This window comes from Haematobacter massiliensis, from assembly GCF_000740795.1.
Lineage (GTDB): Bacteria > Pseudomonadota > Alphaproteobacteria > Rhodobacterales > Rhodobacteraceae > Haematobacter > Haematobacter massiliensis.
Map to the genome: position 1 here is coordinate 355,158 of NZ_JGYG01000002.1, position 19,762 is coordinate 374,919.

At 65.5% G+C, this 19,762-nt stretch carries 17 protein-coding genes; 9 read left to right on the forward strand and 8 right to left on the reverse strand.

Annotated elements, in window-relative coordinates; all coding sequences use genetic code 11:
* Window positions 1–84 precede the first annotated feature (84 nt).
* Together CN97_RS04805 and moaB are read left to right on the forward strand one after the other, a co-directional pair.
* On the forward strand, window positions 85–918 hold the full coding sequence (locus CN97_RS04805) for a uracil-DNA glycosylase (RefSeq protein ID WP_035707870.1): 834 nt from the start codon (window positions 85–87) through the stop codon (window positions 916–918).
* Entirely contained in the window at window positions 915–1,439 is a 525-nt protein-coding gene (gene moaB / locus CN97_RS04810; protein WP_035707873.1) for a molybdenum cofactor biosynthesis protein B, read from the forward strand. The genes CN97_RS04805 and moaB overlap by 4 nt, the downstream gene beginning before the upstream one ends.
* On the opposite strand, the gene CN97_RS04815 is transcribed toward moaB, so the two are convergent.
* Complete coding sequence (locus CN97_RS04815; RefSeq protein WP_035707876.1) at window positions 1,440–2,813, reverse strand: L-serine ammonia-lyase; 1,374 nt, start codon at window positions 2,811–2,813, stop codon at window positions 1,440–1,442.
* Between the two features lie 1,540 nt (window positions 2,814–4,353).
* Between CN97_RS04815 and lysA the strand changes: the two genes are divergently transcribed.
* Both lysA and CN97_RS04825 read left to right on the forward strand, forming a co-directional pair.
* The gene (gene lysA / locus CN97_RS04820; RefSeq protein WP_035707879.1) at window positions 4,354–5,619 is read left to right on the forward strand and encodes a diaminopimelate decarboxylase; all 1,266 of its coding nucleotides are present in this window, start codon (window positions 4,354–4,356) and stop codon (window positions 5,617–5,619) included.
* A gap of 36 nt (window positions 5,620–5,655) precedes the next feature.
* On the forward strand, window positions 5,656–8,217 hold the full coding sequence (locus CN97_RS04825; RefSeq protein WP_035707880.1) for a TIGR02302 family protein: 2,562 nt from the start codon (window positions 5,656–5,658) through the stop codon (window positions 8,215–8,217).
* 297 nt (window positions 8,218–8,514) lie between these two features.
* Here the strand turns inward: CN97_RS04825 and CN97_RS04830 are convergent, their stop codons facing one another.
* The gene (locus CN97_RS04830; protein WP_051910964.1) at window positions 8,515–8,955 is read right to left on the reverse strand and encodes a response regulator; all 441 of its coding nucleotides are present in this window, start codon (window positions 8,953–8,955) and stop codon (window positions 8,515–8,517) included.
* Between the two features lie 132 nt (window positions 8,956–9,087).
* Here CN97_RS04830 and mce point away from each other — a divergent pair, with 132 nt between their 5' ends.
* Window positions 9,088–9,492 carry a methylmalonyl-CoA epimerase gene (mce, locus tag CN97_RS04835; RefSeq protein WP_035707883.1) on the forward strand — a complete coding sequence of 135 codons (405 nt, stop codon included), beginning with the start codon at window positions 9,088–9,090 and terminating at the stop codon, window positions 9,490–9,492.
* Window positions 9,492–9,776 carry a DUF1467 family protein gene (locus CN97_RS04840; protein WP_035707887.1) on the forward strand — a complete coding sequence of 95 codons (285 nt, stop codon included), beginning with the start codon at window positions 9,492–9,494 and terminating at the stop codon, window positions 9,774–9,776. The genes mce and CN97_RS04840 overlap by 1 nt, the downstream gene beginning before the upstream one ends.
* Here CN97_RS04840 and CN97_RS04845 read toward each other — a convergent pair whose 3' ends face one another.
* Together CN97_RS04845 and CN97_RS04850 are read right to left on the reverse strand one after the other, a co-directional pair.
* Window positions 9,777–10,397, reverse strand: a complete 621-nt coding sequence (locus tag CN97_RS04845; RefSeq protein WP_345997956.1) for an EI24 domain-containing protein — start codon at window positions 10,395–10,397, stop codon at window positions 9,777–9,779.
* A 71-nt stretch (window positions 10,398–10,468) separates the two neighbouring features.
* The gene (locus tag CN97_RS04850; RefSeq protein WP_035707890.1) at window positions 10,469–11,047 is read right to left on the reverse strand and encodes a nitroreductase family protein; all 579 of its coding nucleotides are present in this window, start codon (window positions 11,045–11,047) and stop codon (window positions 10,469–10,471) included.
* A 66-nt stretch (window positions 11,048–11,113) separates the two neighbouring features.
* Between CN97_RS04850 and CN97_RS04855 the strand changes: the two genes are divergently transcribed.
* Window positions 11,114–11,371: a DUF167 domain-containing protein gene (locus CN97_RS04855; protein WP_035707895.1), complete on the forward strand. Its 258-nt coding sequence runs from the start codon at window positions 11,114–11,116 to the stop codon at window positions 11,369–11,371.
* On the opposite strand, the gene CN97_RS04860 is transcribed toward CN97_RS04855, so the two are convergent.
* Together CN97_RS04860 and CN97_RS04865 are read right to left on the reverse strand one after the other, a co-directional pair.
* Window positions 11,368–12,699 (reverse strand): anti-phage deoxyguanosine triphosphatase, encoded by a 1,332-nt coding sequence (locus CN97_RS04860; RefSeq protein ID WP_242685209.1) that lies wholly within the window; start codon window positions 12,697–12,699, stop codon window positions 11,368–11,370. The genes CN97_RS04855 and CN97_RS04860 overlap by 4 nt on opposite strands.
* The gene (locus CN97_RS04865; RefSeq protein ID WP_035707898.1) at window positions 12,687–12,998 is read right to left on the reverse strand and encodes an ETC complex I subunit; all 312 of its coding nucleotides are present in this window, start codon (window positions 12,996–12,998) and stop codon (window positions 12,687–12,689) included. The genes CN97_RS04860 and CN97_RS04865 overlap by 13 nt, the downstream gene beginning before the upstream one ends.
* A 123-nt stretch (window positions 12,999–13,121) precedes the next feature.
* Here CN97_RS04865 and uvrB point away from each other — a divergent pair, with 123 nt between their 5' ends.
* Together uvrB and CN97_RS04875 are read left to right on the forward strand one after the other, a co-directional pair.
* Window positions 13,122–15,302 carry an excinuclease ABC subunit UvrB gene (uvrB, locus tag CN97_RS04870; RefSeq protein WP_035707900.1) on the forward strand — a complete coding sequence of 727 codons (2,181 nt, stop codon included), beginning with the start codon at window positions 13,122–13,124 and terminating at the stop codon, window positions 15,300–15,302.
* A gap of 819 nt (window positions 15,303–16,121) precedes the next feature.
* On the forward strand, window positions 16,122–16,475 hold the full coding sequence (locus tag CN97_RS04875; protein ID WP_242685210.1) for a PRC-barrel domain-containing protein: 354 nt from the start codon (window positions 16,122–16,124) through the stop codon (window positions 16,473–16,475).
* 178 nt (window positions 16,476–16,653) lie between these two features.
* Here CN97_RS04875 and rimO read toward each other — a convergent pair whose 3' ends face one another.
* Together rimO and CN97_RS04885 are read right to left on the reverse strand one after the other, a co-directional pair.
* Window positions 16,654–18,048 (reverse strand): 30S ribosomal protein S12 methylthiotransferase RimO, encoded by a 1,395-nt coding sequence (gene rimO, locus CN97_RS04880; protein WP_035707906.1) that lies wholly within the window; start codon window positions 18,046–18,048, stop codon window positions 16,654–16,656.
* 650 nt (window positions 18,049–18,698) lie between these two features.
* Window positions 18,699–19,754, reverse strand: a complete 1,056-nt coding sequence (locus CN97_RS04885; RefSeq protein WP_035707907.1) for a dipeptidase — start codon at window positions 19,752–19,754, stop codon at window positions 18,699–18,701.
* Window positions 19,755–19,762: the final 8 nt, after the last annotated feature.

The window sequence follows — 19,762 nt, forward strand, 5'->3', positions numbered from 1 at the left end:
GGGCAGGGCGGACGGGCGGGCAAGGCGGCGCCGGGGCCTCACAAGGGAGTTTACCCAACACGCGGCGCGGCGTAGGGAAGGGACATGCTGGAATCGCTCGATCACGAGACGGCCCTCGCGCTGCTGGAATGGCAGATCGAGCTCGGTGCGACCGAGGCGATCGGCGAGGGTCCGGTCGATCGCTTCGCCGAAAGCGCCGCAGCCCGTGCCGCGCGTCCCGCGACCCTTTCTCCGGCGGTCCCCGAGGCCCCGCCCGCCCGTGCCCCCCGCCAGAGCCGCCCCGCGACCCCTCAGCGTGATGGGGAGAGCGCTGGTGATGCGGTGGCCGAGGCTCGCGCCCTTGCCGCCGCCGCGCCCGACCTCGCCGCGCTGCGGGAGGCAATGGCGGGCTATGGCCATTGCGAACTGAAGAAAGGCGCACGGAACCTCGTCTTTGCTGATGGCCAACCCGGTGCCCGGGTGATGATCGTTGGCGAGGCGCCGGGGCGGGAGGAGGATCAGCGCGGCCTGCCCTTCGTCGGGCGTGCAGGGCGGCTGCTCGACCTCATGTTCGGTGCCATCGGCATGAGCCGGGCCGCGCCCGATCCGGCGAAGGCGCTCTATATCACCAATATCCTGCCCTGGCGGCCCCCGCAGAACCGCGATCCGTCGCCGGAGGAGATCGCGATGATGCTGCCCTTCGTGGAGCGGCATGTGGCGCTGGCCGACCCGGATTTCCTTGTCCTCATGGGCAATATCTCCTGTCAGGCGCTGCTGGGGCGCAAGGGGATCACCCGGCTCCGCGGTAATTGGCAGACGGTGTTCGGGCGTCCGGCCCTGCCGATGTTTCACCCTGCCTTCCTGCTCCGCAATCCGGTGTGCAAGCGGGAAAGCTGGTCCGACCTGCTGCTTCTGCAATCCCGGCTGGAGGGAAGATGACCGATTTCATACCCGTGCGTTTCGCTATCCTGACGGTTTCCGACACACGCACGGCGGCGGAAGACCGTTCCGGCGATACGCTGGGCGCGCGGATCACGGAGGCCGGGCATGTGCTTGCCGCGCGCGGCCTGCTGCCTGACGACCGCGCCGCCATCGCGGGCCGGCTGCGGGAATGGATCGCGGAGGAGGGGATCGACGTGATCCTGACCACCGGAGGCACGGGGCTCACGGGCCGCGATGTCACGGTGGAAGCGCATCGGGACGTCTACGAGAAGGAGATCGAGGCGTTCGGCACAATCTTCACCATCGTCTCCATGCAGAAGATCGGCACCTCCGCGGTGCAATCACGCGCCTGCGGGGGTGTGGCGGGCGGAACCTATCTCTTTGCTCTTCCCGGCAGTCCGGGCGCCTGCAGGGACGCCTGGGACGAGATACTCGTCCACCAGTTCGACTATCGCCACAAGCCCTGCAACTTCGTGGAAATCCTGCCTCGTCTCGACGAACACCTGAAGCGCAAGTGATCAGCAGTTGGGCACGTTGACGGCGAGGCCCCCCAGCGAGGTTTCCTTGTACTTGTGGCTCATGTCCGCACCGGTCTGACGCATCGTCTCGATACAGGCGTCGAGCGGAACGAAATGCGTCCCGTCTCCCCGGAGCGCCAGCGACGCGGCAGAGACGGCCTTGATCGCCCCAAGCCCGTTCCGCTCGATACAGGGCACCTGAACCAGACCCTTCACCGGGTCGCAGGTCATGCCGAGATGGTGCTCGAGCGCGATCTCTGCCGCGTTCTCCACCTGCTCCGGTGTGCCGCCCATCACCTGCGCCAGCCCCGCCGCCGCCATTGCCGCCGCCGATCCGACCTCTGCCTGACAGCCGCATTCCGCCCCGGAGATGGAGGCATTGTGCTTCACGATCCCGCCGATGGCGGAGGCGGTCAGCAGGAAATCCCCGATCCGCGACGCGCTGGCCCCCGGCACATGGTCGAGCCAGTAGCGCAGCACCGCAGGCACCACGCCCGCCGCACCGTTGGTGGGTGCGGTCACCACTTGTCCGCCCGCTGCATTCTCCTCGTTCACCGCCATGGCGTAGCAGCCGATCCAGTCATTGACGGTATGCGGCGGCGCGATGTTCAACCCCCGCTCCCGGAGCAGCGCCGCGTGGATGGCGGGGGCCCGGCGCCGCACGTTCAGGCCGCCCGGCAGAATTCCCTCGCTCGCCAGCCCCCGGTCTATGCAGCCCGACATGACCGTCCACAGACGGTTCAGGCCGTCCTCCACTTCCCGCCTGGAATAGACCGCGCGTTCATTGGCCCGTTTCATCTCCGCTATGGAAAGGCCGGCCGCGGCAGACATGCGCAGCATCTCCGCCGCGCTGGCGAAGGGATAGGGCACACTGATCCGAGCCGCGCCGCCCGGACCCGCCGCCTGTTCCTCCGGCGTCACCACGAAGCCGCCGCCGATGGAGTAGTAGGTTTCGCTGACAAGGGTATCGCCCTGTGCATCACGGGCGGAGAGGGTCATCCCGTTCGGATGGCCGGGAAGCGGCGGGCCGTAGTCGAACACCAGATCGAGATCGGGCCGGAAGCCGAGCGGCGGCAGGCCCGGCGGTGAAACCTCGCCCGTCTCGCGAATGCGGGCGAGCGCCGCTTCGGCGTGATCCGCGTCATAGGTCGCGGGCAGGAAGCCATCCAGGCCGAGGATCACCGCGCGGTCCGTCGCATGGCCGACCCCGGTGAAGGCCAGCGACCCGTGCAGGCTGCACCTGAGCGCCACGGGCCGGAAGGGAGAGCCGCGGAGCAGGTCGAGAAACCGCCCCGCCGCCACCATCGGTCCCATCGTATGGGAAGACGACGGGCCGATGCCGATCTTGAAGACGTCGAAAACGGACAGAAACATGATGCCTCGCGATTTACCTTCTACATAGTACCCGCCGCCGCCCGCGTCTCCCCCCTTGCCAATGCTTGGGTTGTAGTCAGTCTTCCGCTCTCCGCTCTCCGCTCTCCGCTCTCCGCTCTCCGCTCTCCGCTCTCCGCTCTCCGCTCTCCGCTCTCCGCTCTCCGCTCTCCGCTCTCCGCTCTCCGCTCTCCGCTCTCCGCTCTCCGCTCTCCGCTCTCCGCTCTCCGCTCTCCGCTCTCCGCTCTCCGCTCTCCGCTCTCCGCTCTCCGCTCTCCGCTCTCCGCTCTCCGCTCTCCGCTCTCCGCTCTCCGCTCTCCGCTCTCCGCTCTCCGCTCTCCGCTCTCCGCTCTCCGCTCTCCGCTCTCCGCTCTCCGCTCTCCGCTCTCCGCTCTCCGCTCTCCGCTCTCCGCTCTCCGCTCTCCGCTCTCCGCTCTCCGCTCTCCGCTCTCCGCTCTCCGCTCTCCGCTCTCCGCTCTCCGCTCTCCGCTCTCCGCTCTCCGCTCTCCGCTCTCCGCATTTCGTTTGTTGGGCTGTCGTGTTGAGGTTCCGCCATCCGACTCGCGCCGGGAAGCGGTTCTGTACACTGCCTTGGTTGTCGGCGAGCCTCGTCGCCGGGCTGGCCTTGGAAATAACGGAATTCCATATCGCGGGCCGGTGGGCGCCGGACAGACGGCGGAAGTGATCCTGTCGGTTTGACCAGCAGAGTGCCGCTTTGCCGTCATCGCAACGCTCCGAGCGAAGAGCGCGTGACGCTGATCTGACCGTGGTAGCCGCACTCTCCCGGGTCAACGGCGACATTGCCCCTGCTCCCTGCCGCAGCCTTCGAGGGGCGAGCAGGGTCGAGGCGTCGAGTCTTCCCCTCCGGCCTGACGTGGATATCCGTAGCGGCACGACACGCACCGATAAGACAGAGGCACGGATCATGCCGATAAGGGGCTTGCAGAACATGCCAGTTCTGCTTCGTCCCTTCGTCCCTTCGTCCCTTCGTCCCTTCGTCCCTTCGTCCCTTCGTCCCTTCGTCCCTTCGTCCCTTCGTCCCTTCGTCCCTTCGTCCCTTCGTCCCTTCGTCCCTTCGTCCCTTCGTCCCTTCGTCCCTTCGTCCCTTCGTCCCTTCGTCCCTTCGTCCCTTCGTCCCTTCGTCCCTTCGTCCCTTCGTCCCTTCGTCCCTTCGTCCCTTCGTCCCTTCGTCCCTTCGTCCCTTCGTCCCTTCGTCCCTTCGTCCCTTCGTCCCTTCGTCCCTTCGTCCCTTCGTCCCTTCGTCCCTTCGTCCCTTCGTCCCTTCGTCCCTTCGTCCCTTCGTCCCTTCGTCCCTTCGTCCCTTCGTCCCTTCGTCCCTTCGTCCCTTCGTACCTTCGTACCTTCGTACCTTCGTAACGCCCCGGAGCTTCTCCTTGACCAGCCAGTTGACCGGTCAGCCGGCCGGAGCATTCCCTGTCCAATCGGGGATCCCGGACTGACGTGCCGAACGCGGCCTTCCCTCGCTCCCGGCGATCCGCTAGAGGCTTTGGCTGAAACCCTCGGCCCGAAAGGGAATATCTCCATGGACCATTTCCTTTATCGCGACGGTATCCTCCACGCCGAGGATGTCGCGATTCCCGACATCGCCCACACCGTCGGCACGCCGTTCTATGTCTATTCGGCGGCAACTCTGACCCGGCATTACCGGCTGTTCACCGAGGCGTTGGCAGGGGTGCCGCATCTGGTCTGCTTCTCGGTGAAGTCCAACTCCAACCTCGCAGTGCTGAAGCTGCTGGGCGATCTCGGGGCCGGGATGGATGTGGTCTCGGGCGGCGAATATCGGCGGGCGCGGGCAGCGGGTGTGCCGGGTGAGCGCATCGTCTTCTCCGGCGTCGGCAAGACGGGGGAGGAGATGGCCCTCGCGCTGGAGGGCGGGATTCGCCAGTTCAATGTGGAGAGCGAGGCGGAGTTGCGCGCGCTCTCCCGTATCGCGGAAGGTCTTGGGCTACAGGCCCCGGTCACCGTCCGCGTCAATCCCGATGTGGACGCCCATACGCATGAGAAGATCTCCACCGGCCGGAAGGAGGACAAATTCGGCATCCCGATCTCCCGCGCGTCGGAGGTCTACGCGCTGGCGGCCTCCCTGCCGGGGATAGAGGTGGTCGGGATCGACGTGCATATCGGCTCGCAGCTCACCGATCTTGCCCCCTTCGAGGCCGCTTTCGCCAAGGTGGCGGAACTCACGCGGCAGCTTCGGGCGGAGGGGCACGATATTCGCAGGCTCGATCTGGGGGGCGGTCTGGGCATCCCTTATACCCGCTCCAATGAGGCGCCGCCCCTGCCGCTCGACTACGGCGCGCTGGTGAAGCGGACGCTCGGCGATCTGGAGTGCGAGATCGAGATCGAACCCGGGCGGCTCATCTCCGGCAATGCGGGGTTGCTTGTGTCGGAGGTCATCTACGTCAAGGAAGGCGAGGAACGGGAGTTCCTGATCGTGGATGCGGCGATGAACGACCTGATCCGCCCGGCGATGTATGGTGCCCATCACGATATCGTCCCGGTGACGGAGCCTGCGGCGGGCGCGGCCTCATCGCCTTATGACGTGGTCGGGCCGATCTGCGAGACTTCCGACACCTTCGCCCGTCAGTGGCCGCTCCCGTCGCTCGCGCCCGGCGATCTGATCGCCTTCCGGTCTGCGGGGGCTTATGGCGCGGTGATGGCCTCGGAATACAACAGCCGTCCGCTCGTCCCTGAGGTGCTGGTCCAGGGCGATCACTTCGCCGTCATTCGCAAAAGACCTGACTTTGACGAAATCCTCGCGCGAGATACCATACCCGAGTGGCTCTGACACGCATGTCGCGTGCCGTAGTCCCCAGGATGAGGTATGACCGCACAGGATCGTGACCCTGCCGCAGCGCTCGACCGATTGAAATGGCCCCTGCGTCTGACGCGCTGGGGGATGCTGGCCGAACGTCTGACGCAGGCCTTCTGGCCGGTTCCGGTGATCCTCTTCGCGACGCTGGCGATCATCTTCTTCGGTGCGCTGGATGCGGTGAGCATCGAGGTCGCATGGGCTGGGGCGGTACTGATCGTTGTAGCTCTTGTTGCGGCGCTGGTTCTGGGTGCGCGGCGCTTCCGCTGGCCCAGCCGGGCGGAGGCAGCAACGCGACTTGACGCCACCCTGCCGGGACGTCCCATATCCGCGCTTGGCGACCGTATCGCCATCGGCGAGGGGGACGAGGCCGCGCAGCGGGTCTGGCGGGCGCATCTGGCCCGCATGGCGGAGCGCACGCGGGGCGCAAGGCCGGTGCAACCTGATCTCAACGTTTCCCGCCGCGATCCCTATGCGCTGCGCTATGTGGCGCTTACCGCATTGGTGGTGGGGCTGATGTTCGGCTCCATCTGGCGGGTGGCCTCCGTGGCGGATCTGGCGCAGATGCCGGGGGGCGGGACCGTGGCTTCCGGCCCGTCCTGGGAGGGCTGGATCCAGCCGCCCGACTATACGGGCAAGCCCACGCTCTATCTCAACGACATCCGGCAATCCGCCCTTTCGGTGCCGGTCGGAAGCAAGGTGGTGCTGCGTCTTTACGGTGAGGGAGGCAGTCTCACCGTCGATGAAACGGTATCTGGCCGCACCGGCGTGGTGGACAGCGCTTCCGCCCCCCTTCAGGAATTCACCGTTACCCGCTCGGGCCGGCTCAATATAAACGGGCCGCGCGGCGCGGGCTGGGAGGTCACGACCATTGCCGACCGTGCCCCCAGTGTCGAGCTCTCTGGCCCCATCGGGCGGGAGGCGGATGGCGCGATGCGCCAGCCCTTCACGGCACATGACGACTATGGCGTCGCCGGAGGGCAGGCACGAATGGAGCTGGATACCGCGGCCCTCGACCGGCGCTATGGCCTGACGGTGGAGCCGGAGCCGCGGGAATCGCTGCTGGTGGACCTGCCCATGCCGATCACCGGCAGCCGTGCGGATTTCACCGAGACGCTGGCAGAGAACTTTTCCCAGAACCCTTGGGCCAACCTGCCCGTGAAGATCACTCTGACGGTGCAGGATGCGGCCGGACAAACGGGTACGACAGAGGCACGCAGCATCGTCCTGCCGGGGCGGCGGTTCTTCGATCCGCTGGCAGCGGCACTGATCGAGAACCGGCGCGATCTGCTGTGGTCGCGGGAGAACGGAGGGCGTTCCCTGCAGGTTCTCCGTGCGGTGACCAACCGGCCGGAGGGGTTCATCCGCAACCAGCGGGCCTATCTCCAACTGCGCGTCGCGATGCGGCAGCTCGAAACCGGCGTCTCGCAGGGATTGACCGCCGAAACGCGTGACGAGGTGGCATCTGCGCTCTGGGACATCGCCGTCCTGCTGGAAGATGGCGACCTCAACAACGCGATGGAACGGCTGCAGCGCGCGCAGGACCGGCTGTCCGAGGCGATCCGCAATGGCGCCAGCGACGAGGAAATCGCCCAGCTCATGCAGGAACTGCAGGAGGCGATGAACGACTACATCCGCCAGCTTGCGGAGCAGCAGCAGAATGATCCCAACCGCCAGACTGCCGAGGATCAGCAGGGGCAGGAGATCACCGGCGATCAGCTTCAGCAGATGCTCGACCGGCTCCAGCAGCTCATGCAGGAGGGCCGGATGGCCGAGGCCCAGCAGCTTCTGGACCAGCTGCGCCGGATGATGGAGAACATGCGCGTCACCCAGGGTCAGGGGGGGCAGGGCAGCCCCGGCCAGCAGGCAATGCGCGATCTGGCCGAAACCCTCCGTCAGCAGCAGGGCCTCTCTGACGAGGCGTTTCAGGGGATGCAGGGCCAGCAGCCCGGCCAGCAGCCCGGACAGGGCCAGCAGGGCCAAGGGCAGGGCCAAGGACAAGGTCAGCAGCAAGGTCAGGGGCAAGGCCAAGGTCAGGGTCAGGGCGGTGGTCCCGGCCAGGGTGGTAGTCTTGCAGACCGGCAGCAGGGTTTGCGGAACCAGCTTGACGGGCTGATGCAGCGCGGGCTTCCGGGGCTGGGCACGCCCGAGGGGCAGGCGGGGCGCGACGCGCTTGACCGAGCGGGCCGTGCCATGGAGGAAGCGGAGCAGGCGCTCAGGGACGGCGACAACGGGCGGGCGCTCGACCGGCAGGCCGACGCGATGGAAAGCATGCGCGAGGGGATGCGCAACCTTGGCGATGCCATGGCGCAAAACCAGCAGCAGGGACAACCGGGCGAAGGCGGGGGCGGCGACCAGTTCGGTGCGGGCGATCCAAACGGGCAGCGCGACCCGCTGGGCCGTCGTCCGGGAGAGGTGGGCCGCGGTATCGGAACCCAGGATTCCATGCTTCAGGGGGACGATGTCTATCGGCGCGCACAAGACATCCTGAACGAACTTCGCCGCCGCTCAGGGGAGCAGGAGCGCCCTGATCTGGAGCGGGATTATCTGCGGCGTCTGCTGGACCTGTTCTGAAGGCTCCCGAGAACGCAATTCGAGAAGCGCTCGTCCTATTGCGGTCTCTGGCTGCACTCTGCACCTCCTCCGTTGACCGGGCGCGGTTGGTTTGGATACATCTCCTGCAGTTTCCGCTCTGGTGAAATTACCTCGACCCGGTCAGCTTATGCGGTTGTCCACCTTGGGTGACTGGCGCTTCTTCGACCAGCGTTGCCGAGCGTGACCACGCTACCTGACGTGCCGCCGGGGAACGAAGACGGCCGCGCCGGGAGGTGCCGCGCGAGTACCTTCGTGCTCCTGCGAGGCTGAAGACTGTCAGACTGCCGGTGCTTCCGTTGGGCAGGGTCTTCGTGGGAACGCGATGACATTGCCGCCCCACACCCCGCCGAGCAGCAAGGTCAGCAACGCGGCTTCCGTCACCGGCAGGGTGATGAAGCCGGTGGCTCCCGCCTCCAGCGCGGCGGCCCGGTCGCCCCGGTGCCCAAGTGCGATAAGGCTGCGTTGGCCGGGGAGGAACCGCACGGCATCGTGGAGAGCCTCGACCCCCTGCGCCATATCGACGATGACAAAGCTCGGCCGATAGCTTGCCAGATGCCGAAGCATGGCCGCGTGTCCGTCAGCGTGACGAAGCCGGGCGCCTGCCCGCTGGAGCGCTGCAAAAACCGTAATCGACGGGGCCACGACAAGCACCGTCTGACCCGTAAGCGGGCGCCTGGGCGCAACCTGCGGCGGTCGGTTCAGGGTGAGGAGGGCCATGCGATTCTCCTTTCCATTCTTCTACACCCATTCCAGCAGGAATTCCTCACCGCATGGTTAACGGAGCGTCCTCCCTTGCGACTGCGGGGTGCAACGCCCATAAACCGGGCGGAGCGGAGGGAGATTGCGAAAATGATTGGACGCCTCAACCATGTCGCCATTGCGGTGCCGGACCTTGCGGCGGCTGCGGCGCAATACGCAGATACGCTGGGAGCACGGGTTGGCGCCCCGCAGGACGAGCCGGATCACGGTGTGACGGTCGTCTTCATCGAGTTGCCGAACACGAAGATCGAGCTGCTGCACCCTTTGGGTGAGAACTCGCCGATCCAGGGGTTCCTGGACAAGAACCCGGCGGGAGGCATCCATCATATCTGCTACGAGGTCGCAGATATCCTTGCCGCGCGGGACCGGCTTCTTGAACAGGGCGTCCGCGTGCTTGGCAACGGAGAGCCGAAGATCGGGGCGCATGGCAAGCCCGTCCTGTTTCTGCACCCGAAGGATTTCACCGGAACGCTAATCGAATTGGAGCAGGTCTGATGACCATCACCGGCGCAGTGGTCCTTTTTGCCGTCATATGGTTCATGGTGTTCCTCGTCATCCTGCCGATCGGCATGAGGAGTCAGGCGGATGCGGGCCATGTGGAGCCGGGCACACCGGCCTCCGCCCCGTCCGAGGCGGCGGTAGGGCGAAAGGCGAAGCTCACCACGCTCATCACCGTCGGCCTGTGGGTGCTGGTGGCGGGGATCATCATGTCGGGGGTGATCTCCATCCGCGACATAGACTTCTATCACCGCATGAACCCGCCTGCCGCCGGGGAATAGTCAACCTGCATCGCGCGTCAGCCGGTGGTAAAGGTGGGTGAAGGTCGCGGCCCCGATCACCGGCACGAAAAGATTTATGATCGGCACGGTAAGCGGTGCGGCCATCAGCGTGCCGGCGAGCCAGATCTGGCCGAAGTGGCGGGTGCGGAGGATACGCGCCTCCTCCTCGCTCACGCGGCGCAGAGCGACGAGCTGAAAATACTCTCGCCCGAGCAGAAATCCGTTCACTACCCAGAAAAGCACGGGGCCCAGAGGCCCGATGAACAGATAGACCACAAACAGCCCGAGGTTCAGCACGATCACCAGCAGGAAAAGCCCCAGGGAGTCGCGCAGCATCTCCAGCAGCGGCACATCGCGGGCGGGGGGAAGGCCGGGATAGTAGCGTGCCTCCACGGCATCGGCCACTTCCTCCAGAAAGAAGCCGGTGACGGCGGAGGCGACGGGCACCATCAGAAAGACCGACAGGGCCATCATCACCACGACACCCGCCCAGGACAGGAACAGGTTCAGCCCGCCCACCTGTCCGATCCACGGCAGGGAGAAGCTCTCCGGCGCGAAATGGTCGATGAGCCAGAATATCCCCGTCGCCAGCGCGACGAAAACCAGGAGGGTGATGAGGATGCCCCGTCAGAACACGCTCTGGAACCTGCGGTCGCCGAGCTGCGAAAGGGCGCGGTAGAGATCGGTGAAGATCACGCCGCCACCCATGTGACGATCCGGTCCAGCGCTGGCCGGGGGCGATCCCCCACGGCGGAACCGGGTGTTCCCATATGGACAAAGCCCGCCACCCATTCCTGCGGCGCCAGGCTGAGCGCCTCCTCCGCAAAGCCACGGTCGAAGGCAGGCCAGCCGGTGATCCAGGCGGCCCCCCAGCCGGAGGCCAGCGCCGCGTTGACCAGACTCACGCAGGCCGCGCCGGTGGAAAGCGTCTGCTCTACTTCCGGGGCCTTCTCGCTGATCGCCGGGCTCGCGATCACCGCGACGGCGAGGGAAGACCGGGCGAACTGACCCTCGCCCTTGCCGATCTTCTCCGCATCATAGCCGAGCGCTGCGCCCCGCGCGGCGGCGATGCGGGCAAGCCGCTCCAGCGCCGGCCGTTCCAGCACGATGAACCGCCACGGAGCCAGCCCGCCATGATCGGGCACGCGGGCGGCGGCGGTCAGCATCGTCTCCAACTCCGCGCGGGAGGGAACGGGCGGACGGAGCGTCTTGGCGGAGACAGACTGCCGGGTCAGCAGAAAGTCGAGAGCGGCGGGGTTGGCGTCCGGCATGGGTATCTCCTTGATCCGGGCACAGATGTCGGCGATCACCGGAGGCGGTTCAAGAGGATAGGGGTCATGGCGCGCGGGGAACTGGCACATCTGGCAGTGGAAGGCGCACGGATCGAGGTGCGCGTAACGCCTCGTGCCCGCCGTCCGGGCCTGACGGTGCCGGAGGACGGTCCGATTCGCATCGCCGTGACGGAGGTGGCGGAGGACGGGCGTGCCAATGCCGCCGTGACCCGGGTACTGGCGGAGGCGCTTGGCATAGCTCCATCGCGGCTGACGCTGGAGCGGGGCGCCACGGCGCGGCTCAAACTGTTCCGCGTGGACTAGATCCGGTCGAATACAGACCCCATCCGGGGCGAAAACAGCCGCTCATAAGTGCGCAGCAAATGGGCATCGGTCATGCCTGCAACATAGTCACAGATCGCACGTTCATCTTTTTCCAGGCGGATCAGCCAGTCGCGCGGCAGAAGGCGGCCGGGGTCGGATGCCAGAGCCTCGAACACCGCCATCACCATTCCCTGGCCCTTGAACTCCAGCTGCTGGACGGCGGGGCTGTGGATCACCTCATCCAAGGCCAGCCGTTTGAGCGAGCGCAGGAAGGTCGCTTCCCCCTCGGGCAGCGCCACGCGATAGCGCAGCAGCGGATCCGCAAAGGCTTCGGTGGTGGTATAGTGCACGGCGCTTATGAAATGATGGACAAGCTCGCCGATCCGCCGTTTCCGCGCGCGCGGGCTTTCGTAGAGATCACGGATCAGGGCATCACGAGCCGATGCCTCCGCACAGAAAGAGCGGCAGTCCGCCACTGCCAGCCTGTCCCGGAACCGCCCTTCCGGTATCAGGCCGAGGGTGATCGCGTCCTCCAGATCATGGATGCTGTAGGCGATGTCGTCGGCTACATCCATGAGCGCGCAATCGAGCGATTTGTGCAGGCTGCGCCCGTGTTTGCCCGCGGCTGTCTCCACCGCGGCGAAGGTCGTGCGCTCCGCCGCTGTCAGCGGGGCAAGCAGCCAGTCCACTACCTCGGCCTCGCTATCCAGATAGCATTTCGGCGGGGTGGAGGAGGGAATGTCCAGCGTACGGATCTTGCCCTCGCCCGGCTGAAGCGCGGGGCGGAGAGCAGGATTGAGCGCCCGGCTGTAGGCCACGGGATATTTCAGCAGGCCGAGCAGCGTCCGTCGCGTCAGGTTCGCGCCAGCACCGTCGGAGAAATGCTCCAGCCGCGCGACGATTCTGAGCGTCTGGCCGTTGCCCTCGAACCCGCCCGCATCGCGCATGGCATAGTTCAGCGCGACCTCCCCGCCATGGCCGAAAGGCGGGTGCCCCAGGTCATGGGCGCAACCGATGGCCTCGATCATGCTGCGCTCTGGCAGGATGGCGCTCGCGGGATGATCCGGGAAGGAAAGGGCAAGTTGCCGGGCCAGTCCGGCGGCGATCTGGGCCACTTCCAGAGAATGCGTCAGCCGGGTGCGATAGAAATCGCCATCGCCCACGCTCAGGATTTGTGTCTTGCCCTGCAGGCGCCGGAAGGAGGCCGAATGGATGACACGGGCATAATCCACATCACCCGGAGAGCGGGCATCCGTCGGCGGCGCGCGGCGCGGCTCCCGCCGCTCCTGCCAGACATCCGCCGCGAGAGCCGGAGTCAATGCGTCCACGCGCCCCGGCGATTGGTGGCAAAATTCTCGCCATATCCCATGGCCCGGACATTGGCCTTCCGACCATGGACCGGCAGCACGATGTAGTCGATGCCGTTTTCCTTGGCGTAGGTCTCCGCCTCCTCCTGCGTGTCGAAGCGCAGGCGGACCTGGGTCTGGGTATCGTCACTGGATGTCCAGCCCATGAGCGGGTCGATCTGACGCGCGTGTTCCGGGGCGTATTCGAGAATCCAGCGCTTCGTCCGGGCGACGCCGGATTGCATGGCTGTCTTGGCTGGCTTGTAGATGCGCGCGACCATGGCCTTCTCCGTGATGTGGCCTCGTTATGGAAAAACCCGCGCCGCTGCGCAAGGGGCGGCTGCCCCCTTGAACGGGAACAAAAACAGATCAAATGTGAGAGGCCGGTCGCCGGAGGTCCGCTCATGCCCCATAACAACACCAATGCCCCGATGAATCGCTTCGACGTGCTCACCCGTCCCAAGCTGGAGGGGGGGCGTGCCTTCGTCATGCATACGGAATTCTCACCGGCAGGAGACCAGCCCGCCGCCATCGCCGAAATCGCGGAGGCGGTGAACGCCGGGGAACGCAATCAGGTGCTGCTCGGCGCCACCGGCACGGGCAAGACCTTCACCATGGCCAAGGTCATCGAGGAGACGCAGCGCCCGGCGATCATCCTCGCGCCCAACAAGACGCTTGCCGCGCAGCTTTACGGGGAGTTCAAGGGGTTCTTCCCTGAGAACGCCGTGGAGTATTTCGTCAGCTACTACGACTACTACCAGCCGGAAGCCTATGTTCCCCGATCGGACACGTATATCGAGAAGGAAAGCCAGATCAACGACCAGATCGACCGGATGCGCCATTCGGCCACCCGGGCGCTTCTGGAACGCGACGACGTGATCATCGTCGCTTCCGTTTCCTGTATCTACGGTATCGGCTCGGTCGAGACCTATTCCGCGATGACGCAGGATCTGGTGGTCGGGCAGTCCTATGACCAGCGGCAGGTGATTGCGGAACTGGTGGCGCAGCAATACCGGCGCAACGATCAGGCGTTTCAGCGCGGTTCGTTCCGTGTCAGGGGTGACAGCCTTGAGGTCTGGCCCGCGCACCTTGAGGATCGGGCATGGCGGTTCTCCTTCTTCGGAGAGGAGCTCGAATCCATCACCGAATTCGACCCGCTGACGGGGGCCAAGACCGATGCCTTCAAGCAGATCCGCGTCTATGCCAACAGCCACTACGTCACGCCGCGTCCGACGCTGAAACAGGCGATCGACGGGATCAAGAAGGAACTCCGCCAGCGCCTCGACCAGCTTGTCGCAGAGGGGCGGCTTCTGGAAGCACAGCGGCTGGAACAGCGGACGAATTTCGATCTGGAGATGCTGGACGCCACGGGGGTGTGCAACGGGATCGAGAACTATTCCCGTTATCTGACGGGCCGTGCGCCGGGAGAGCCGCCGCCGACGCTTTTCGAATTCATCCCCGACAATGCCATCGTCTTTGCCGACGAATCCCATGTCACCGTGCCGCAGATCGGCGGCATGTACCGAGGCGACTACCGGCGCAAGTTCACGCTGGCCGAGCATGGCTTCCGTCTGCCCTCCTGCATGGACAACCGCCCGCTGAAGTTCGAGGAATGGGATGCGATGCGCCCGCAGTCGGTGTTCGTCTCCGCCACGCCTGCCGCGTGGGAGATGGAGCAGGCGGGCGGTGTCTTCGCGGAGCAGGTGATCCGCCCGACGGGCCTTCTGGATCCCCAGGTGGAAATCCGTCCCGTCACCATGCAGGTCGATGATCTGCTGGACGAGGTACGGCGCGTTTCCCTGGCGGGATATCGGAGCCTTGTCACCGTGCTGACCAAGCGGATGGCCGAGGATCTGACTGAATACCTGCATGAACAGGGGATCCGCGTTCGCTACATGCATTCCGATATCGACACGATCGAGCGGATCGAGATCCTGCGTGACCTGCGCCTCGGCGCGTTTGACGTTCTGGTGGGGATCAACCTGCTGCGTGAGGGGCTGGATATCCCGGAATGCGGGCTGGTGGCCATTCTGGACGCCGACAAGGAGGGGTTCCTGCGTTCGGAAACCTCGCTCATCCAGACCATCGGGCGCGCGGCGCGGAACGCCGATGGGCGCGTCATCATGTATGCCGACCGCATCACCGGCTCCATGGAGCGCGCCATGCGGGAGACGGAGCGGCGGCGCGAGAAGCAGGTTGCCTATAACGAGGCGCATGGCATCACCCCCCAGACCGTTCGGAAGAATGTGGAGGATGTGCTGGCCGGGCTGTGGAAAGGCGACACGGACCAGTTGCGCATCACCACGAAGGTGGAAAAGGCGATGGTCGGCGGCAATCTGTCGGCCCATCTGGAAGCGCTGCGCACCCAGATGCGCAAGGCTGCCGAGAATCTGGAGTTCGAGGAGGCCGCCCGGCTCCGCGACGAGGTGAAGCGGCTGGAGGCGGTGGAACTCGCCGTGGCAGACGATCCGTTGGCCCGGCAATCGGTGGTGGAGGAGGCTGCGGAGGCCGCCGTCGCTGCCTCCGGTCGCTCGACCGCAGGCCGTGCGGGAGCCCGTCCCAACCGCCGCAAGCGACGGTCCTGACCTGGTCCGTTGGGCGGGACCGTGCGAGGCAGTCGTCCGGGGAGGGGGAGGCACAGGGCTTCCCCCGGAACCGTAGGCGAACAAGGCGGTGTGGCCTGCGGGAGATGGCTTGATGTCCCTCCGATGAAGACTGCCGATGCTCCCGGCGGGCGGGAAGATACTCTTCTCTGGTGGTGGACAAGGCGTTGCATTCGGGCGCTTGCTAAAGCTCACCGCTCCCGCAGGCGGGAGTTGGTCCGCCACCACAAGGCGCTGATCTCGCTCCGGCGAACGTGGGTCGGGAACCTGTCCGGTGCTCGTACCTTTTCCCGATGGCGAGCCTGTCGCGCGGCCTCGTAGAGGGTACGCCGTGAACATGGCTGGCTCTGGCGACAGAGCGGCCGAGTATGGAAGCGTATGGGCTCCTTGCTCTCGGCCGCGCGCAGACAGCGGAGCGGAGACCGCCGACGCTGTTACCGCAAAGGCGTTGCTGTGCGGGATTGTCGCCACGTTCAATTTTCCGGTGCTGCAGAAGCGCATCCGCAGATGGCAGAAGCCAGAGCATGCCCCGCCATCGCCAGCAGAACTGCGAGAGGCTGCTCTCCTTACAATGGCCAACTGGGCACCTCGCGCCCGGCACAGGAACTTTCCGGTCTCCGGATGCCAGCTCCCGCGCGACAGCAGGGGGCTACTCCGACGCCGCCACGACGGCCCCCTCGCTCACCCCAGATTGCCCCTTTGGACCAGCATCGGGAGCAAGGGGTCTACCGTAAAGAGGGGAACCTCGGGGAAGCAACGGCGTTCACTTCACATGGACCGAAACGATCCATGGAGGATATGATGCAAACCGAACTCGCCAATCCGATGATCTCGTCCGCCGATGTGAACGGCACCGCTGTTTATAACACGGAGGGCGATAAGCTCGGTACGATTGACCACCTTATGCTGGACAAGAAATCCGGCAAGGTTGCCTATGCCGTGATGGGTTCGGGCGGATTTCTGGGGATCGGGGAGGATTACAGCCCAATTCCTTGGAACGCCTTGAAATACGACACGACCCTGGAAGGATACGTGACGGGTATTACGGTTGAGCAGTATCGCACTGCTCCCAAATGGGAGCGTGACTGGGATCGCGACCGTGATTGGGAAACCCGTGTCTGGAGCCATTACGGGCTTCAGCCGTATTGGGTCTGATAAGCGGCAGAGCGGGCGGGGTGCAGACGCGCCCCGCACTGCGTTTCAACTTATGGCGAAACGCTAGTCGTGAAATGCCACTCGGGATTCTTGGGCGTGCAGACACGCCCGGAATACCTACACGCGATCTCTTTTTTGACGCGTTACTGCCCCCTTGTAACCCAATGCAGGGCAGACGTTACGTCAGCGATCCCCAGAGATCGTATTCTCCCGCCTCATCCACCTCGACGGTAACGATGTCACCCGGCTTCAGGTTCTCGAAGCCTGTGTCGATGAACAGGTTCCCGTCGATTTCCGGTGCATCAAAGCGGGTTCGGCAGGTTGCCCCGTCCTCATCCACGTCGTCCACGATCACCTCTTGGCGCGTACCTATGCGGTCCGCAAGGCGCGCCTCGGAAATGGCCTGAGCCTTCTCCATGAAACGCTCCCAACGGTCCTGCTTCACGTCTTCCGGCACATGATCCGGCAAGTCGTTGGAGCGCGCCCCGGCGACGTTTTCGTATTTGAAGCAACCGACGCGATCGAGCTGGGCCTCGTCCAGCCAGTCGAGCAGGGTCTGAAACTCTGCTTCCGTCTCGCCGGGATAACCGACGATGAAGGTGGAGCGCAGGGATAGTTCGGGACAATCGCTCCGCCAGGCAGCGATCTCATCCAGCGTCCGCGCGGCGGCGGCGGGGCGCGCCATGCGGCGCAGGACATCCGGGTGCGCGTGCTGGAAGGGGATATCCAGATAAGGCAGCACCAGCCCCTCCGCCATCAGCGGGATAAGCTGGCGGACATGCGGGTAGGGATAGACGTAGTGGAGCCTCACCCACGCGCCGAGCCCCCCGAGTTCGCGGGCCAGATCGGTGATATGCGCGCGAACATCCCCGCCCTTCCAGGGGGAGAGATCGTGCTTGCGATCCACGCCATAGGCTGACGTGTCCTGACTGATGACGAGGAGTTCCTTGACCCCCGCTTCCACCAGCTTCTCCGCCTCGCGCAGCACTGCATGGGCGGGGCGGCTCTGCAACTTGCCCCGCATGTCGGGGATGATGCAGAACTTGCACTTGTGATTGCAGCCTTCCGAAATCTTCAGGTAGCTGAAATGGCGCGGTGTCAGTTTGATGCCGGAGGCGGGCAGCAGATCCACGAACGGGTCTGGCGCGGGCGGCACGGCCCTGTGCACGGCGTCCAGCACCTGTTCATACTGATGCGGTCCCGTGACGGCGAGCACCGAGGGATGGGTTCCGGTGATGAATTCCGGTTCCGCGCCAAGACACCCCGTGACGATCACCCGCCCGTTCTCTGTCAGCGCCTCGCCTATGGCTTCGAGGCTCTCCGCCTTGGCGCTGTCGAGAAAGCCGCAGGTGTTGACGATCACGGCATCGGCGCCCTGATAATCGGGCGAGATCTGATAGCCTTCCGCGCGGAGCCGCGTCAGGATCCGCTCGCTGTCCACGAGAGCCTTGGGGCAGCCGAGGGATACGATCCCGATCGACGGCTGTCCCGTACGACGGACGCCCGCGTCGAAAGTCGGCGCAGGGGCAAGATCGGGGCGGAGGTTGGGCGGGTTCAGAACCATCGCGCGCATATAATGCAGCGCGGACGCCGGGAAAAGCCCCGCTTCGTCCCTTGCTTCTGTTTCGCCGCGTCCGCACCGCCCACAAACTGTCTCCAACGGTATCGCGGGGAGTCTTTCGATTTGCTGGTTCCCTCACCCGCAGGCCGAGATCTCTCCACCCCGCGGGTCATGAGCGACATCTTCGAGGGAGAATTATGCAATCTCGAAATCCCGTCTCGCGGGCGTGGATCCGGCAACGGCTACGGGCCATCGCAGGCGCTCTGGCGCGATGGCTGTCACCAACCTTACGCTGGAAGCTGCAGGGATGGCAGGTCGCTCGGCGTTGGTTGGGCTGAACCCCGTCCGCGCTCGCCGGGCTGGCCCTGACATGGAAACTGGACGACCCGGTTAGCGGGACGTGACCGGGCACAGCTCGGCGCGCCCAGCTGAATCCGCTGACCGAGGCGGCAGCACGGCTGGGTCTGGCGCGGAGGAGATCTGCGGTGCTGCCTCGCGGAGATCTTCGGACCGCAGTCGCATGGCCAATGTAGGGAGGTCAGGACACCGGGCGATACCCACCACGGATAGCTTATTGCATGCTGCTCCGGCTCGACGGGGGCGGCTGCCCGCCATGGCCAAAGGTTGCTTAAAGCACGTCAGCTTTATCGGGCGGCCGCGGCTCACCCACCCCAGGTTTTCTCCAGCACCCGCAGCCAGTTCTCATGCGTAAGTTTCGCGATGAGCGGCGCGTCGTAGCCATGCGCGGCCATTGCCTCCTGCAGGGCCGCCATCCCTGTCACATCGCCGATTTCGTCAGGGACGGTCGCGCCGTCGAAGTCGGAACCAAGCCCTACCCGCGTGTCGCCCAGCTTCTCGATCAGATGGTCGAGATGCGCGAGAACCGGTTCCCAGCCGATATCCGAGCCGCGCCGCCCGTCGGGCCGCAGGAAGCTGGTCGCGTAATTCAGTCCCACCATCCCGTCGCTTTCGGCGATGACGGCCAACTGCCGGTCGGTCAGGTTCCGTGCGGAAGCCGTCACGGCATGGGCATTGGAATGCGTCGCGACCAGCGGCGCATCGGAGAGCGCGGCGACGTCGTTGAAGCCAGCCTCATTCAGATGGCTGAGGTCGATCATTACTCTCAGCTCGTTGCAGCGGCGGACGAGCCGTTTTCCCGCCTCCGTCAGCCCCGGCCCGGTATCGGGCGAGGAGGGGAAGCGGAACGGCACACCATGTCCGAAGATCGTCGGACGGCTCCATACCGGACCGAGCGAGCGCAGGCCCATCTCATAATAGAGGTCGAGTTCGTCGAGGCTTTCCGAAATCGCCTCAGCCCCCTCCATATGCATGATCGCAGCGATCCCACCCGCCTGCATCGTGGCGCGGATCTCCTCCGCCGTGCGGCAGACGCGGAAACTGCCGCCGGAGGAGCGCTCCATCCACAGCAGAAGGGACGCCTCCGTCACCGCGACATGCTGGGCTGCGGCGGTGCCGACCATCGCCGGCAGACCGATGGCATAGGGCGGGTTGTCCATCAGCGCGTCCACATCGCCGCCTTCGTGCGGCGTGGGGATCCAGATTGCGAAGAAGCCACCCGCGAAGCCGGCCTGTTTCATCCGGGGCAGGTCCAGATGGCCACGGCCTTCGCCCTTGAGCCAGATCTGCTCCCGCCGCTCCGGCGCACGATAGAGGCGGAGGAGGAAGTCGTTGTGACCATCGAAGACAGGCTGGCGCATGGAAGTTC